The sequence below is a fragment of the Alcanivorax xiamenensis genome (genome assembly GCF_009846745.1).
Classification (GTDB): Bacteria; Pseudomonadota; Gammaproteobacteria; order Pseudomonadales; family Alcanivoracaceae; genus Alloalcanivorax; species Alloalcanivorax xiamenensis.
This window is the reverse complement of record NZ_AQPF01000042.1, coordinates 1-14480: the sequence shown is the minus strand read 5'-3', so window position 1 is coordinate 14480 and position 14480 is coordinate 1. Positions and strand designations below refer to the sequence as shown.

Annotated in this window: 12 protein-coding genes; 5 read left to right on the top strand and 7 right to left on the bottom strand. The window is 63.2% G+C overall.

Annotated elements, in window-relative coordinates; all coding sequences use genetic code 11:
• Positions 1-139: 139 nt before the first annotated feature.
• From A6D6_RS17715 to A6D6_RS17700, 4 genes are all read left to right on the top strand, one after another.
• Entirely contained in the window at positions 140-1489 is a 1350-nt protein-coding gene (locus tag A6D6_RS17715; RefSeq protein WP_159661444.1) for a DEAD/DEAH box helicase, read from the top strand.
• A gap of 278 nt (positions 1490-1767) precedes the next feature.
• The gene (locus A6D6_RS17710) at positions 1768-2508 is read left to right on the top strand and encodes an SDR family oxidoreductase (RefSeq protein ID WP_133493514.1); all 741 of its coding nucleotides are present in this window, start codon (positions 1768-1770) and stop codon (positions 2506-2508) included.
• 477 nt (positions 2509-2985) lie between these two features.
• Positions 2986-4893 (top strand): AMP-binding protein, encoded by a 1908-nt coding sequence (locus A6D6_RS17705; RefSeq protein WP_159661443.1) that lies wholly within the window; start codon positions 2986-2988, stop codon positions 4891-4893.
• Positions 4894-4920: 27 nt separating this feature from the next.
• Positions 4921-5319, top strand: a complete 399-nt coding sequence (locus A6D6_RS17700; protein ID WP_133493512.1) for a rhodanese-like domain-containing protein — start codon at positions 4921-4923, stop codon at positions 5317-5319.
• 9 nt (positions 5320-5328) lie between these two features.
• On the opposite strand, the gene A6D6_RS17695 is transcribed toward A6D6_RS17700, so the two are convergent.
• The 7 genes from A6D6_RS17695 to A6D6_RS17665 all read right to left on the bottom strand — a co-directional run bounded on the left by A6D6_RS17695 (position 5329) and on the right by A6D6_RS17665 (position 13543).
• A complete protein-coding gene (locus tag A6D6_RS17695) occupies positions 5329-6036 on the bottom strand; it encodes a TetR/AcrR family transcriptional regulator (RefSeq protein WP_236564153.1) in 708 nt (235 codons plus the stop codon).
• A gap of 225 nt (positions 6037-6261) precedes the next feature.
• Positions 6262-8169 (bottom strand): extracellular catalytic domain type 1 short-chain-length polyhydroxyalkanoate depolymerase, encoded by a 1908-nt coding sequence (locus A6D6_RS17690; RefSeq protein ID WP_159661442.1) that lies wholly within the window; start codon positions 8167-8169, stop codon positions 6262-6264.
• A 282-nt stretch (positions 8170-8451) separates the two neighbouring features.
• Positions 8452-9573, bottom strand: a complete 1122-nt coding sequence (locus A6D6_RS17685) for an App1 family protein phosphatidate phosphatase (protein ID WP_133493509.1) — start codon at positions 9571-9573, stop codon at positions 8452-8454.
• A gap of 50 nt (positions 9574-9623) precedes the next feature.
• A complete protein-coding gene (locus A6D6_RS17680; RefSeq protein ID WP_133493508.1) occupies positions 9624-10697 on the bottom strand; it encodes a succinylglutamate desuccinylase/aspartoacylase family protein in 1074 nt (357 codons plus the stop codon).
• 115 nt (positions 10698-10812) lie between these two features.
• The gene (rimK, locus tag A6D6_RS17675) at positions 10813-11721 is read right to left on the bottom strand and encodes a 30S ribosomal protein S6--L-glutamate ligase (protein WP_133493507.1); all 909 of its coding nucleotides are present in this window, start codon (positions 11719-11721) and stop codon (positions 10813-10815) included.
• Complete coding sequence (locus A6D6_RS17670) at positions 11718-12152, bottom strand: ATP-dependent zinc protease family protein (protein WP_133493506.1); 435 nt, start codon at positions 12150-12152, stop codon at positions 11718-11720. The genes rimK and A6D6_RS17670 overlap by 4 nt, the downstream gene beginning before the upstream one ends.
• Before the next feature lie 167 nt (positions 12153-12319).
• Positions 12320-13543: an argininosuccinate synthase gene (locus A6D6_RS17665; RefSeq protein WP_133493505.1), complete on the bottom strand. Its 1224-nt coding sequence runs from the start codon at positions 13541-13543 to the stop codon at positions 12320-12322.
• A gap of 226 nt (positions 13544-13769) precedes the next feature.
• Between A6D6_RS17665 and rnt the strand changes: the two genes are divergently transcribed.
• Positions 13770-14438, top strand: coding sequence for a ribonuclease T (rnt, locus tag A6D6_RS17660; protein WP_133493504.1), 669 nt, complete (start codon positions 13770-13772; stop codon positions 14436-14438).
• Positions 14439-14480: the final 42 nt, after the last annotated feature.

Sequence of the window (14480 nt, the reverse complement as noted above, 5' to 3'; positions counted from 1 at the left end):
ACCGTAAAAATGTGTCAATACCGCTCTCCATGGGCCTTCTCCATGGCCCGCAAGAGATAAAGTCCTCGTGCCCCCGGCGCCAATCAGGTAACCTTCGCGCCTTTATTGCTTCCCTTCCTTAACGCCGAAGATACCCCCTATGGATTTCCAGTCCCTCGGATTGATCGATCCCCTTTTGCGTGCCGTGTCCGAACAGGGCTACGACCGCCCCTCGCCGATTCAGGCCCAAGCCATTCCTTCGGTTCTGGAGGGCGGTGACGTAATGGCCGCCGCCCAGACCGGTACCGGCAAGACCGCCGGTTTTACCCTGCCACTGCTGCAACGGCTGCAGCCGGGCAAGCCGGCCGGCAGCCGTCAGGTGCGGGCGCTGGTCCTGACGCCCACCCGTGAACTGGCCGCCCAGGTCGGTGAAAGCGTGGTCGAGTACGGAAAATACCTGCCCGCGCTGCGCTGCGCCGTGGTGTTTGGCGGCGTCAACATCAACCCGCAGATCAACCGTCTGCGCGGCGGTGTGGACGTGCTGGTGGCCACCCCCGGACGGCTGCTGGACCTGTATCAGCAAAAGGCGATGTCCTTCGACCAACTGGAAATCCTGGTGCTGGATGAAGCGGACCGGATGCTCGACATGGGCTTCATCCACGACATCCGCAAGGTACTGCGACTGTTGCCGAAGCAGCGGCAGACCCTGATGTTCTCCGCCACCTTCTCCAATGAAATCCGCACGCTGGCGAAGACCCTGGTGCGCAATCCCAAGGAAATCGACGTCAGCCCGCGCAACAGTACCGCCGAGCGGGTGCGTCAATGGGTGGTGACCGTGGACAAACGGCACAAGGCGGCGTTGCTCACCCATCTGATCGGCGATCAGCAATGGTTCCAGGTGCTGGTGTTCACACGCACCAAGCACGGTGCCAACCGCCTGGCCAAACAGCTGGAAAACGCCGGCATCGAAGCCGCCGCGATCCACGGCAATAAAAGCCAGAATGCCCGCACCCGCGCCCTGGCCGGCTTCAAGAGCGGCGATGTGCGCGCTCTGGTGGCCACCGATATCGCCGCCCGCGGCCTGGACATCGATCAGCTGCCGCAGGTGGTGAACTTCGACCTGCCCAACGTGGCCGAGGACTACGTGCACCGGATCGGCCGTACCGGCCGCGCCGGCGCCGACGGTGAAGCAGTGTCACTGGTCAGCGGCGAGGATCAGAAACTGCTCAAAGGTATCGAACGACTGATCAAACAGCCGATCGAACGCCGCCAGGTGAGCAACTTCGAACCGCCGGCGGTGGCCGATATCCCCGATGATCGGGAACCGCGCTCCCGTCCCAATGGTTCCCGCCCCGGCTCCCGTTCAGGGAATGCCCCTGCCAACAAAGGCGGTGGCCAGCGCCGCTCCGCGCCCCGCGATGCCGACGGCAAGCCGGCACCGCGCCGGCGTCGCCGTGGTGGCGGTGGCCAGCGCGGCGGCAATGGCGGCAACCGCGCCAGCCGCGGCTGATCGAACCCGCGCCCGCGGCGCCTCAAATTCGCCGCCAAGGCAACGCCCACGGCGGCGCTGTAGTTTTCTCCGTGGGAAACCGCCTTGGCAGCGAATACGACGTCCACCGATACCTCACAGCATCGTGGGGCAGCAGAGTTCCCTGCCTTCGCGCTTTCCATCTTCTCTTTTTGTTCATGATTGATGAACAGTGATATCGAATTTCTCCTAATTATTCACCCTGTACAGGGGTGTATGGTGTTCCGGTTTCCCGCATAAACCGACCAAGGAGAACCTGTATGTCCGCTCCTCACCAGAACGTCGCCATCGTCACCGGCGCTTCCCGTGGCATTGGCGCCGCCATCGCCAAACGCCTGGCCGCCGATGGCCATGCCGTGGTGATCAACTACGCCGCCAGCGCCCCGGCGGCGGAAGCCCTGGCGGCGAAGATCGAACAAGCCGGCGGCACCGCCTTGCCGGTCAAGGCCGATGTCAGTGACCCGCGGGCAGTGGCGGAACTGTTCGATGCCACCGAGGCCGCATTCGGTGGTGTCGATGTGCTGATCAACAACGCCGGTATTCTCAAACTGGCGCCCCTGGCCGACGGCGACGACGAGCTGGTGGACAGCCAGATCGCCATCAACCTCAAGGGCACCCTGAATACCCTGCGCCAGGCATCGCGGCGCCTGCGCGAGGGCGGCCGCATTGTCAATTTCTCCACCAGCGTGGTGGGCCTGAAGCTGGAAAACTACGGCGTTTACGCCGCCACCAAAGCAGCGGTGGAAACCCTCACCGGCATCCTAGCCAAGGAACTGCGCGGCCGCGACATCACCGTCAACGCGGTGGCGCCGGGCCCCACCGCCACCGATCTGTTCCTGGACGGCAAATCGGAGGAGCTGGTGGAACGGCTGGCGAAACTGAGCCCCATGGAACGGTTGGGTACGCCGGAGGACATCGCCGGCACCGTGGCGTTCCTGGTCGGCGCCGACGGCGGCTGGGTCAATGGCCAGGTGCTGCGCGCCAATGGTGGGGTGGTTTAGGTCCGGCACGGCGGGCAATCGCGGCTCGTGAGCCGCTCCCACGACCAGTCCGGGGTTACCGGAAGGTCTCTATACCCTCGTCCCATAATTCGCTGACACGTCGGCACGCTAACCGCCCGGCTTGCCAGCCGGTTTTCGAGACATTAATTCCGGTCAGGTGCGCGGTTCGTGGGCACTGCTGCCCGATCCATTTTGGCGGGTTGGGCGCCGGGCTCGATTCGCGTGTACACACGCTTCCCACAAGAGGGCTACAGCGTCGCTGTGGGAGCGGCCTGGGCCGCGAATGGAGTGTGTTAGCGGTGTTGCGTGTTGCGTGTTGCGTGTTGCGTGTTGCGTGCAAGCGATGCTTTCACGTCCAGCCCCAAAAAACCGACCATCGTCTACTGGCATCCCGGCAGCTCCGATGCTTGGATAACCGTACCGCGTGCCGACGTCGCCTCCGCACGCCACAAAACAACAAACGGCAAGGAATCGGAAATGAGCTATCGGAATGCCTTTCAGCAGGCCCGCCAACAACCGGAAACCTTTTGGGCCGAGCAGGCCCGCGACGTGGCCTGGTACCGACCGCCCACGCGCATCCTGGAAACCCTGGATGACGGTACTCACCGCTGGTTCGGCGATGGCCGCCTGAACACCTGCTATCTGGCCCTGGACCATCAGGTGGAGCAAGGCCGGGGCGAGCAGGACGCACTGATTTTCGATTCCCCGGTCACTGGCGTCCGCCAGCGTTACACTTACAACCAGCTGTTGGAACGGGTGGCCGAGCTGGCCGGCGCGCTCACCCGTCTCGGCGTCACGGCGGGCGATGGGGTGGTGATCTATATGCCGATGGTGCCGGAAGCGGCCATGGCCATGCTCGCCTGCGCCCGCATTGGCGCGGTGCATTCCGTGGTGTTCGGCGGTTTCGCCGCCAACGAACTGGCGGTGCGCATCGACGACGCCAGGCCCAAGGTGATCCTGACCGCTTCCTGCGGCATCGAGATCGATCGCGTGATTCCCTACACACCGCTGGTTCACGGCGCTCTGCGACAATGCCGGCATCACGTCGATCAGGTCCTGGTACTGCAGCGCGAAACCGCAACCGCGGAACTGCGGCAGTACGGATTTCTCGATTGGCGGGCCACCGTCGATGGCAGTGACCTGGCGCCGCCGGCGCCGCTCGACGCCAACCACCCGCTTTACATCATGTACACCTCCGGCACCACCGGTAAGCCCAAGGGTATCGTCCGCGACCACGGCGGCCACGCCGTCGCTCTGCTCTACGCGCTGCGCAACATCTACGGCATGGAAGCCGGGGAAATCTGGTGGGGCTGTTCCGACGTGGGCTGGGTGGTGGGCCACTCGTTCATTGTCTACGCACCGCTGCTGGGCGGCTGCACCACGGTGATGTTCGAGGGCAAACCGGTGAAGACCCCGGACGCCGGTGCTTACTGGCGGCTGGTGGAAGAGTACGGCATCAATGGTCTGTTCGCCGCGCCCACCGCCTTCCGGGCCATGCGCAAGGAGGATCCGGAAGGCACGTTGTTCCAGCGCTACCGGATCGACACGCTCAAGCATCTGTTCGTCGCCGGCGAAAAGCTGGATACCCCCACCTACCAATGGCTCAGCGACCTCACCGGGCGGCCGGTGTACGACCACTGGTGGCAGACCGAAACCGGCTGGCCGGTGACCGCCCCCTGCGCCGGACTCGGCGAACGGGAGGTGCGCAACGGCTCCACCAACCGGGCGGTACCCGGCTACCTGGTGGAAGTGCTGGGCGAGGACGGCCAGCCGCTGCCGCCCAACCAGGAAGGGGACATCGTGCTGCGCCTGCCGCTGCCGCCGGGCTGCGCGCAAACGCTTTGGAACGACCACCCACGCTATCTGGAAAGTTATTTACGCACCTATCCCGGCTATTACCACACCGGCGATGGCGGTTACCTGGACGAAGACGGCTTCGTGCACATCATGGGCCGCACCGACGACGTCATCAACGTGGCCGGTCACCGGCTTTCCACCGGCATCATGGAAGAGCACATCGCCACCCATCCGGCGGTGGCGGAATCGGCGGTGATCGGCCGCCACGATGAACTGCGGGGCGAGGTGCCGCTGGGGCTGGTGGTGCTCAAGGACGGCGTCGGGCAGTCACCACAACAGGTGGAGCAGGAACTGATCGCCCTGATTCGCGACCAGGTCGGCGCGGTGGCGTGTTTCCGTCGCGCCCTGATCGTGCCGCGATTACCGAAAACCCGCTCCGGCAAGACCTTGCGTGCCGCTTTGCGTAAGATGGTCAACGGCAAGGACTTTCCTCTGCCGCCGACCATCGACGACCCCGCCATTCTCGATGAAATCAGCGACGTGCTGATTCGCGAGGGCGAAGTCGCGCGACCCGGACGGGTTCTATGATCGGCACCAAGCCATGATCGGGAGAGAATGATGACAACACTGACCCTGAGCAGTGACGAACTGGTACGGCGGGCCAAGGCCCGCATTGAATCCTTGACGGCGGAGGACGCGGTGGCGCTGCTCGACGATCCGAACACCCGCTTCGTCGATCTGCGCGATGTGCGCGAGCTGCAACGCGAAGGCACCGTGCCCGGCGCTCTGCATTGCCCACGCGGCATGTTGGAATTCTGGGTCGATCCGGATTCCCCGTACCACAAGGACGCCTTCGCCAGCGGCCAGCGTTTCGTGCTGTTCTGCGCCCTGGGCCACCGTTCCGCCCTGGCCACCCAGCAGCTGGTGGAAATGGGGTTCGGCCCGGTGTGTGACATCGAAGGCGGATTCAAGGCCTGGCGTGAAGCCGGTGGCACGGTGGACAAAAAGGACTGAGCCAAACGCTCAGCCCAGTGGACCGCACACCCGTTCGAACCCCGCCACCACGAACGGAATCATGCGGTCATAGGCGGTCTGGAAGTCGTCGGAGCGGCACAGGCCGCCGGACATGGCATTGATGCGGCCGGTATTGGCGAACGTCAGTGACATGGCACCGGACATGAAGTGGTAGCACCAGTACAGATCGGCACGCTCGGCCCGTGGCAGGGCCGCCGCCAGCGCTTCCACGAACGCTTCCATGGGGCCGTCGAAATGGCGACTCATCAATACCGGTCCCCACACCGGCGAGGTGTTCACGTAGGCCAACAGCGCGCAATAGTTACGCCAGCCCCGATCCTCGCTCTCCTGGGCCATTTCCAGTGGCCGCAGATAAGCCTCGATGATTTTTTCCAGTGGTATCGGATCGCATTCAGCGCGGGCGGATGCCAGCGCCGCCAGACGGTCCTCGTTGAGAATGCGTGCCCGACGCTGGAACACGGTGTCGAACAGCTTCTGCTTGGCGCCGAAATAATAGCCGATCAGGGCCAGATCCACATCGGCCTCGCGAGCCACCGCCCGCAGCGTGACGGCGTCATAGCCATGGTAGGCGAACAGACGCTCGGCGGCGTCCAGAATCAGCGTGTCCCGGTTGCCACCGCCATCGCGGGAACGCGGACGGCCCACGGTTTTCTTTCTGGCGGGGGAAGCCGCGGACTTGGGGGGCTTGGTCGTCATGGACGGATAGTACGCAAGCCCCCCGGGTTCAACAACCGCCGGACACTCGCTGGCACGCTAGCACGCAACACGCCGGCAGGCTGAATCCAAACCCGGATAGCCAGCCTTGGAGGCGTGCTGCCCCACCCCGGACTTCCCGAGGAATCAGCCCTTTCCCTATGGCTACCGGGCTGGCAAGCATGGCGTGCAAGCGCGTTGCGTGTTGCGTGTTGCGTCTTACGTGCCTCACGGACACTCCCCCAGCCGCCAGACGTTACCGCCATCCTCGCTGTACAACGCGGTCAGGCCCCAGGTGGAACCGGCCATCGGTTCATCACTGCCCTGGGCAAAATAGTCCGGCGCATAGTAGTTACCCGTACTGTAAGCCCGTCCCGCCACCTTGTGATAGTAATTGTAGGTGGACTGGGTCTGACATTCGTCACCCGGTTGCGGCTGCGGATCTCCGCCCCCGCCCGCCCCGGAACAGGCCTGTACCGGTCCCGCGCAACTGGCATCGTCATCCTGCCACTGGCATTGGCCACTGACCGTTGCTTCGGTCAGCTTGAACGCGTCCGCGCCGTATTCCAGATAGCAGTCGGCGTAATTGGTGTAGTCCAACCGCCCGGCACTGATGTGCTGATCCAGGGTGGCGGTCTGGCCGGCGTCGATGACGAAATCGATCTGATCGCCGCTGCTCAGCCCGCCTTCGTCCTCGGCGCTCACGGTGGCGTTCTGAGCGCCGCCCGGCAAGTCACAGGCCCGCGCGCTATAGCGCACGCCATCGATCCCTGCTGCCCGGACGCCGCTGGCGAAGGTCACCGTCACCCCGGCCAGATCCTGGTTCTCATCCACCACCTGACCGCTAACCGTGGCGCATTGCCCGTCCACACTCACCGCGATGTCACTGAGTACCGGCGCGCTGGCCGGTGGTTCCGGCCCCACCCGCACGGTACGGATAACCGGTTCGCTTTCACCGCCATCGTCATCGGCGGCGGTCACCGCCACGGTGTACAGGCCGTCCGCCAGGGGATCACTGGTAGCCTGGAAATAACCGTTGTTGTCGATGGCGGCGGCAAGGGTGGCGCCGCCGCCGTTCACCCCCTCGATGACGATGGCCACGCTACTGACCGTGCCGTCCTCGTCACTGGCCTGGCCGCTGACCTGGATCCGATCGGCGCTGGCGGTGACGTCCACCTGGGCCAGGGTCGGCACCCGGTTACGGTCGATCCGTGCATTGTGCTCGGCGAAGAAACCGCCGAGATAACGGGCATAATTGATGCTGGCACCGCTGACATAGCTGCCGGAGGCGCCCTGACCACCGGACCAGGAGTGATCCAGGCCGTGAAACCAGAGCATGGAGACGCGGCCGTCCTGCCACAGAAATTCCTCGGCGCTACCGCCGTCGGCGTTGATCACGGTGCTGCCGGCCACCTCACTGACGCCGTACAACCCCGCCATGCCTTCGGCGTTTTGCCGGTTATAGCAGGTGTCCACGGTGGTATCGGCATCGCCATGGGCGATGGAAGCAACCTGGGTGTCGAAAGCGCTTTGATAACCGCCGCCGAGATTGCGGCAGCGGCTTTCCACATCGGCCTGCTCGCAGGTCCCGATGGCGCCACTGGAACTGGTGCCAACGCTGGGACCAGCGCTGACTCCGACTCCGGCGAACACATCCGGCGCCAGGCAGGCGGTGGTATTGGCGAAGCTGGCACCGGAAGACAAACCGGCAATATAAACCTGGTTAGGATCAATACCACGGGCCGCGTCGCCGGACAGGGTATTGGCCAGGTTGATCAGATTCTTGTAGTCACCGGCGGAACGGGACTTGGTGCCCTGCCAATAGGACCAGCAACTGAAGCCCGCCTTGTTCATGGCATCCGGCACCGCCACCACCATGCCGTATTCCTCGGCGGCCACTTCCAGATTGGCGGTTTTGTAGGCATCGATGGACTGGGTACAGCCGTGCAGCACGATCAACAGCGCCTTGCCGTTGCCCACTGGCGAATCGCCATCCGGCGTATAGAGATGCACCTTGTTGAAACCGCCCAGGGAAAGGTTGTTCTGCCAGGCGCCAGCGCCGGCCAGCGCCGGAGCGGCGGCGGCCACCAGGGTCAGGAACGCGATCACCAGGGACCGCATGGGTCTACTCGTCATTGTTGTTCTCCTGATTGTCGTTGTTGTTGTTCGATAATGTTTCCGGACCGGCGCGGCACACGATGCTGTCCGGCCACTTTATTCATCATTCGATGAATAAAAACTCATCAAGCGTTGAATATTTCGCCGAAGGAGTCAAGACCACCGTGAGAAGCTTGCCTGCAAGCGAATGGCCAACGGTCCGGGCATTCGCGGCCAAGGCCGCTTCCCACGGCGGCTTCGTGGCATGATCCGTGGGAGCTTGTAACAAACGGGGGGAGTCGCCGTGCCGGCCGGTCGGCCCTAGTCCTGTGACCGGCGCTGACAGTCTTCATCGACCTCTTGCAAACCGGCATCACTGATCAGGCCCAGGCGGTGGGCGTGGCGGGCCATCTCCAGGCTGTTGCGGGCCAGGATCATCTCACAACCCTGAGCCGCTACCTGTCGGGCCAGCCGGTGAATCTCGCGATCCCGGGACGGGCTCTGATGGACATGCCGAATGTAGATCGCCTTCACCCGCCCCGGATGCTCGGCGACGATCCGCGCGTACACTTCCGGATCTCGCTGGCCGCTGTCGCCGATCAGTACGAACGGCAGTTGCTGATACAACGCCATCATGCGGCGGATCAGCAGCGCCTTGTGATCCTTGGCGCGGCGCGGCCAGGGCCGTTGCAGCGTCAACCCCCATTCACGCAGGAACAGAATCGGGCCATGGGGGATGCGATTGAGGTGAAAAAACTCCGACAGCATTTCATAGATGGTCCAGGGCGCCCGGGACACATACAGCATGGGCCGGCGCCGCTCGCCATCAAGGCCATGAAACAGCGCGCGATACAACGCGGAAACGCCGGGGAAAGCGGTGCGATGACGGGCTTTCTCCACGAACAGCCGATACAGCATCCACAGCTTGTTGGCGACCCCGGTGAACATCACGGTATCGTCGATGTCGCTGACCACCGCCAGGTCCACATCCCCGGGCGGGATGTACACTTTCGCGTCCGCGTTGGCCGGCTCGTCGCCGTCCCGCTCCGGCAACAGCGTCAGCCGCACGGTTTGCCAGGATGATTCCACCGGCAACGTTTCCTGAATTGGCAAACGTACGGAGAAATAACCGTCACTGTCGGTTTTTACCTGGTCCCGGGAGCCCAGAGCACGCACCTGAACCCGTGCTCCGCCAATACCCCAGCGCACCGTACGCCGTCCCACGTTGACCAGATCGTTGAGAGGTCCTTCCGCCAGGTCCAGCCCCAGGCCCGGCTGACGGAATACACGGCCAATCAGAAACAGCTCCTGGCGCGACCCATAGCCCCGATAGCATTGAATCACCCGTTCTCCCCGCCCCTCGGCGCGGCGCACCGGGCGGGCAAGAAAACGCAGCAGGTTCCGCAGACCCCGGTACAACGTCCGGGGTGAAGGCACAGGCATGGTGTCTCCCAGTCACGATAGAGGGACAAAGAATAGCGAAAGCGGCAACGCTAAACGATGGGTGGCTCCCCCGCCAGGGTCGGGCCGTGTTCGATGTCGGAGGTAAACACCTCCAGATTCTGCGCCACTTCCTGCACTTCATCGAACCGGGCGATGTGATAAAGCGCCTCGCCTTCGTTCACCAGCGGCAGATTGTTGCGGCCTACCAGAATACCGGCACAGGGAGAATACATCGCCACGTCATCACCACCGAACGGGCTGGAGATGCGGCCGATCAGTTGGCCCTTCTTGAGCCAGGCGCCAAGCGCCACCAGCGGCAGAAACACACCATCGCGCTCCGCCCGGACCCAACTGGAGGAGCGGGCGATGTGCGGCTCCAGCGGCGCCCGGGTCTTGCGCGGGCCAGTCATGCCCAGATGGTGCATGACATTGAGCACCCCTCGCACCCCGGCCCGGATACAGCCTTCCTCGAAGCGCAACGCCTCGCCGGCTTCGTAGGTGATCACCGGAATACCCTGGGCTTCCGCCACTTCCCGCAGGGTGCCCTCACCCAGCACCGAGTTGATCACCACCGGCACGCCGAACGCTCTGGCCATATCGGCGGTGGCCTGGTTGGACAGGTCGGCGCGAATTTGCGGCAAATTGGCCCTGTGGATAGCACCGGTGTGCAAGTCCACCGCGTGGGTGGCGCGATCCAGCACCTGGGTCTTGAACTGCCAGGCCATGCGGGCTCCCAGGCTGCCCGTCTCCGAACCGGGAAAACAGCGATTGAGATCCCGGCGGTCCGGTAAGTAACGGGTTTTGTGAATGAACCCGAACACGTTGACCACCGGCACCGCCAGCAAGGTGCCGTTAAGACGGCGCAGGGAGGAATGGCGCAGCAGGCGGCGGATGATTTCCACACCGTTGAGTTCATCACCGTGAATGGCCGCGCTCACCATCAGCACCGGCCCGGGATGACGGCCGTGAATGACATGGATCGGCACGTTCAACGGCGTCTGTGTATAAAGCTGCGCCAGCGGCAACTCCACCTTGGCGCGGGTACCCGGCGCCACGGTGATGCCATTCAGTTGAAACGGCACCGCTTTTTGTTCTTTAGGGTTTTTGGGGTTGCTGTTCTTCATCGATTACCCGCACCAGATCTGCCAGTGGCATTCGCCTGCAAGCAGGCTTCCCACAAGATCACCTCGTCCTTTGCCTTTCGCTGTTAACTCTTCACTATTAACTGTTAACTCTCTTTTATCCCTTCGCTCCCTTGGTCTGGGTGCGATGGGGCCGCGCCTCTTTTTCCAGGAAACGGATCACCATGCCGGCCACGTCCTTGCCGGTGGCGCTTTCGATCCCTTCCAGGCCCGGCGAGGAGTTCACTTCCATCACCAAAGGCCCGTGATTGGAACGGAGAATATCCACACCGGCCACATTCAATCCCATGATGCGGGCGGCACGCACCGCGGTGGCACGCTCCTCCGGGGTGATGCGAATCAGGCTGGCGGTGCCGCCACGGTGGAGATTGGAACGGAACTCACCGGCCTTCGCCTGCCGTTTCATCGCCGCGATCACCTTGCCACCGACCACGAAACAACGGATATCGGCACCGCCGGCTTCCTTGATGTACTCCTGCACCATCACCGACACGTTCAGGCCCATAAAGGCCTCGATCACCGACTCCGCCGCCTTCACCGTCTCCGCCAGCACCACGCCGATCCCCTGGGTGCCTTCCAGCATCTTGATCACCAGCGGCGCGCCGCCGACCATGCTGATCAGGTCGGGAATGTCATCCGGGGAGTGGGCAAACCCGGTCACCGGCAGCCCCACCCCCTTGCGGGACAACAGCTGCAGCGAACGCAGCTTGTCCCGGGAACGGGAAATGGCCACCGATTCGTTCACCGGGAACACGCCCATCATCTCGAACTGACGCAGTACCGCGGTACCGTACTGAGTGATGGACGCACCGATCCGCGGGATGACGGCGTCAAAGCCTTCCAGCACCTCACCTTTGAAGTGAATCTCCGGTTTGTGCGAAACCATGCTCATATAGCAGCGTAACGTGTCGATGACGTGCATCTCATGGCCGGCTTCCTTGCCCGCCTCCAACAGACGGTGCGTGGAATACAAATGCTTGTTACGGGAAAGAATGGCGATTTTCATGGCTGACGCTCATTACCACCGAGTAGGAAAGAAGACCGGGGATCCACCATGATGCGCTTCATGGCGGTGCGTCCCAGCAACATGCGAAATTTCATGGTGTCACGATCCGTGAGGGTCACCTCGATCGGCCACCGTTGCCCGCCCATCACCACCTCGGTGACGATCACCGGGCGCCGTTCACGGTGACCACCGGAATCCGACACCACCCTGAACTCCAGCACCGGCGCTTCGCACTCGCGAACCTCATCGGAATGCTGGAACGGATGAATCAAAAAACGCACCCAGTCTTCGCCGTCACGCTGAAAGTGCTCGACACTGAAGGCGTGCAGCGCCGACGTACGCGCGCCGGTATCCACCTTGACCTTGATCGCCTGAATACCCAGTTGCGGCAGACTGGCCCACTCCCGCCAGCCAACGACGGTTTTCTTCATCCTGAGGTCCCTGGTTTCCGTCTTTACAGACTATATGGAAGATACCGTAGCTTCCCATTAAAAACGATCGCGGCCCGTGGGCCGCCCCTACCGTTGGAATCAACGTCGGTGTAGGAGCTGCCCACGGGCCGCGATCTGCTTTTTACAAGCCGTTGATGACGGCCCGGTTACGACAATTTCCGGCCGTTCTTGGCGGCGATACGCAAACGCAAGGCGTTCAGCTTGATAAAGCCCTCGGCGTCCTTCTGATTGTAGGCGCCGGCATCGTCCTCGAAGGTGGCGATGGAAGCGTCGAACAGGCTGTCGTTGTCGGAACGGCGGCCGACCACGGCCACATGGCCCTTGTACAGTTTGACCCGCACTTCACCGTTGACGTGTTCCTGAGTGGCGTCGATCAGCTTTTGCAGCGCCAGACGTTCCGGGCTCCACCAATAGCCGTTGTACAGCAACTCGGCGTACTTGGGCATCACCGAGTCCTTCAGGTGCGCGGACTCACGGTCCAGGGTCAGGGACTCGATGGCACGGTGGGCCGGCAACATGATGGTGCCGCCAGGGGTTTCGTAGCAGCCCCGGGACTTCATGCCGACATAGCGGTTTTCGACGATGTCGAGACGGCCAATGCCGTTGTCACCACCCAGTTTGTTCAGCCTGGCGAGCACCTCGGCGGGGCTCAGACGCTCACCGTCGATGGCAACGATATCGCCCTTCTCGTAGGTCAGGGTGATGTAGGTGGGCTGATCCGGCGCATTTTCCGGGCTCACGCTCCAGCGCCACATGTCTTCCTCGGCTTCCCACCACGGGTCTTCCAGATTGCCGCCTTCATAGGAGATGTGCAGCAGGTTGGCGTCCATGGAGTAAGGGGATTTCTTCTTCTTGCTGGTGAAATCCACCGGAATCTCATGGTCCTCGCAGAAGGCCATCAGCTTTTCACGGGAATTCAGATCCCATTCCCGCCACGGCGCGATCACCTGGATGCCGGGTTTGAGCGCGTAGGCACCCAGTTCAAAGCGGACCTGGTCGTTACCCTTGCCGGTGGCGCCGTGGGAGATGGCGTCGGCGCCGGTTTCCTCGGCGATTTCAACCAGACGCTTGGCGATCAACGGACGCGCGATGGAGGTGCCCAGCAGGTATTCGCCCTCATAAATGGTGTTGGCGCGGAACATCGGGAAGACATAGTCACGCACGAATTCCTCGCGCAGATCCTCGATGTAGATTTCCTTCACGCCCATGGCCTGGGCCTTGGCGCGGGCCGGCTCCACTTCCTCGCCCTGGCCGATATCGGCGGTAAAGGTCACCACCTCACACTGGTAGGTTTCCTGCAACCATTTGACGATCACCGAAGTATCCAGGCCACCGGAATAGGCCAATACCACTTTCTTGATGCCGGACATGCAAAGCTCCACACGTGGACGCGCACCGCCGGCCTGGCCGGACGATGGCAGTGAACGAAAGACCGCGTATTGTACCCGCCACCGTCCATCGCCGTCACCTGTCCACGGGAGGCCGCGCTTTATCGCCGGTTTTGTGTAGAATGGCGCCTCAGCCCGGCTCTGGGCCGGCGGTCTTGTGCGGGGATAGCGGGCCCCGTAGCATGGGCACGCCTTGTACGGAGACTCCATGAGCGAGAAACACCCTTCCCTTGCCTTGCGCTTCCGGGGCTTTTTGCCCGTCGTGGTGGACGTGGAAACCGGCGGCTTCGACGCGCGCCACGACGCCCTGCTGGAAATCGCGGCGGTTTTGCTGGAGATGGACGCTGGCGGCCACCTGCGCCCGGCCACCCGGATCCACTTCCATGTGGACCCCTTCCCCGGCGCCAATATCGAGCAGGCGGCCCTGGATTTCACCGGCATCGACCCGAGCAACCCGTTGCGCGGCGCGGTGGCCGAGGATATCGCGCTCAAGGGGATTTTCGATCCGGTCCGCAAGGCGGTGAAGCAGAACGGCTGCAACCGGGCGGTGCTGGTCGGGCACAACAGTTTCTTCGATCAGGGGTTTCTCAACGCCGCTTCCGAGCGGAACGACGTCAAACGCAATCCGTTCCACCCGTTTTCCAGCTTCGATACCGCCGCCCTGGCCGGCCTGGTCTACGGTCAGACGGTGCTGGCCAAGGCCTGCGAGGCCGCCGGCATCCGCTTCAGCCAGCGCGAGGCCCATTCCGCCCTCTACGACGCCACCCGCACCGCCGAGCTGTTCTGCTCCATGGTCAACCGCTTCCGCGACCTGGGCGGCTGGCCGCCGCCGCCGCCCGGCAAGATGCCGCCGACCCTGGCGCGGGAACTGGACTGAGGGGCGCTGGCAATGCAAAACCAGACACAACGCCCTGGCAAG

What these genes read in the sequence shown, in the direction of transcription:
- A6D6_RS17685 (WP_133493509.1), bottom strand. Translation starts at nt 9,573, where the DNA reads ATGCCTGTGCCTTCACCCCGGACGTTGTACCGGGGTCTGCGGAACCTG.
- A6D6_RS17695 (WP_236564153.1), bottom strand. Translation starts at nt 6,036, where the DNA reads ATGACGACCAAGCCCCCCAAGTCCGCGGCTTCCCCCGCCAGAAAGAAA.
- rnt (WP_133493504.1), top strand. Translation starts at nt 13,770, where the DNA reads ATGAGCGAGAAACACCCTTCCCTTGCCTTGCGCTTCCGGGGCTTTTTG.
- A6D6_RS17715 (WP_159661444.1), top strand. Translation starts at nt 140, where the DNA reads ATGGATTTCCAGTCCCTCGGATTGATCGATCCCCTTTTGCGTGCCGTG.
- A6D6_RS17710 (WP_133493514.1), top strand. Translation starts at nt 1,768, where the DNA reads ATGTCCGCTCCTCACCAGAACGTCGCCATCGTCACCGGCGCTTCCCGT.
- A6D6_RS17690 (WP_159661442.1), bottom strand. Translation starts at nt 8,169, where the DNA reads ATGACGAGTAGACCCATGCGGTCCCTGGTGATCGCGTTCCTGACCCTG.
- A6D6_RS17670 (WP_133493506.1), bottom strand. Translation starts at nt 12,152, where the DNA reads ATGAAGAAAACCGTCGTTGGCTGGCGGGAGTGGGCCAGTCTGCCGCAA.
- A6D6_RS17665 (WP_133493505.1), bottom strand. Translation starts at nt 13,543, where the DNA reads ATGTCCGGCATCAAGAAAGTGGTATTGGCCTATTCCGGTGGCCTGGAT.
- A6D6_RS17705 (WP_159661443.1), top strand. Translation starts at nt 2,986, where the DNA reads ATGAGCTATCGGAATGCCTTTCAGCAGGCCCGCCAACAACCGGAAACC.
- A6D6_RS17680 (WP_133493508.1), bottom strand. Translation starts at nt 10,697, where the DNA reads ATGAAGAACAGCAACCCCAAAAACCCTAAAGAACAAAAAGCGGTGCCG.
- rimK (WP_133493507.1), bottom strand. Translation starts at nt 11,721, where the DNA reads ATGAAAATCGCCATTCTTTCCCGTAACAAGCATTTGTATTCCACGCAC.
- A6D6_RS17700 (WP_133493512.1), top strand. Translation starts at nt 4,921, where the DNA reads ATGATGACAACACTGACCCTGAGCAGTGACGAACTGGTACGGCGGGCC.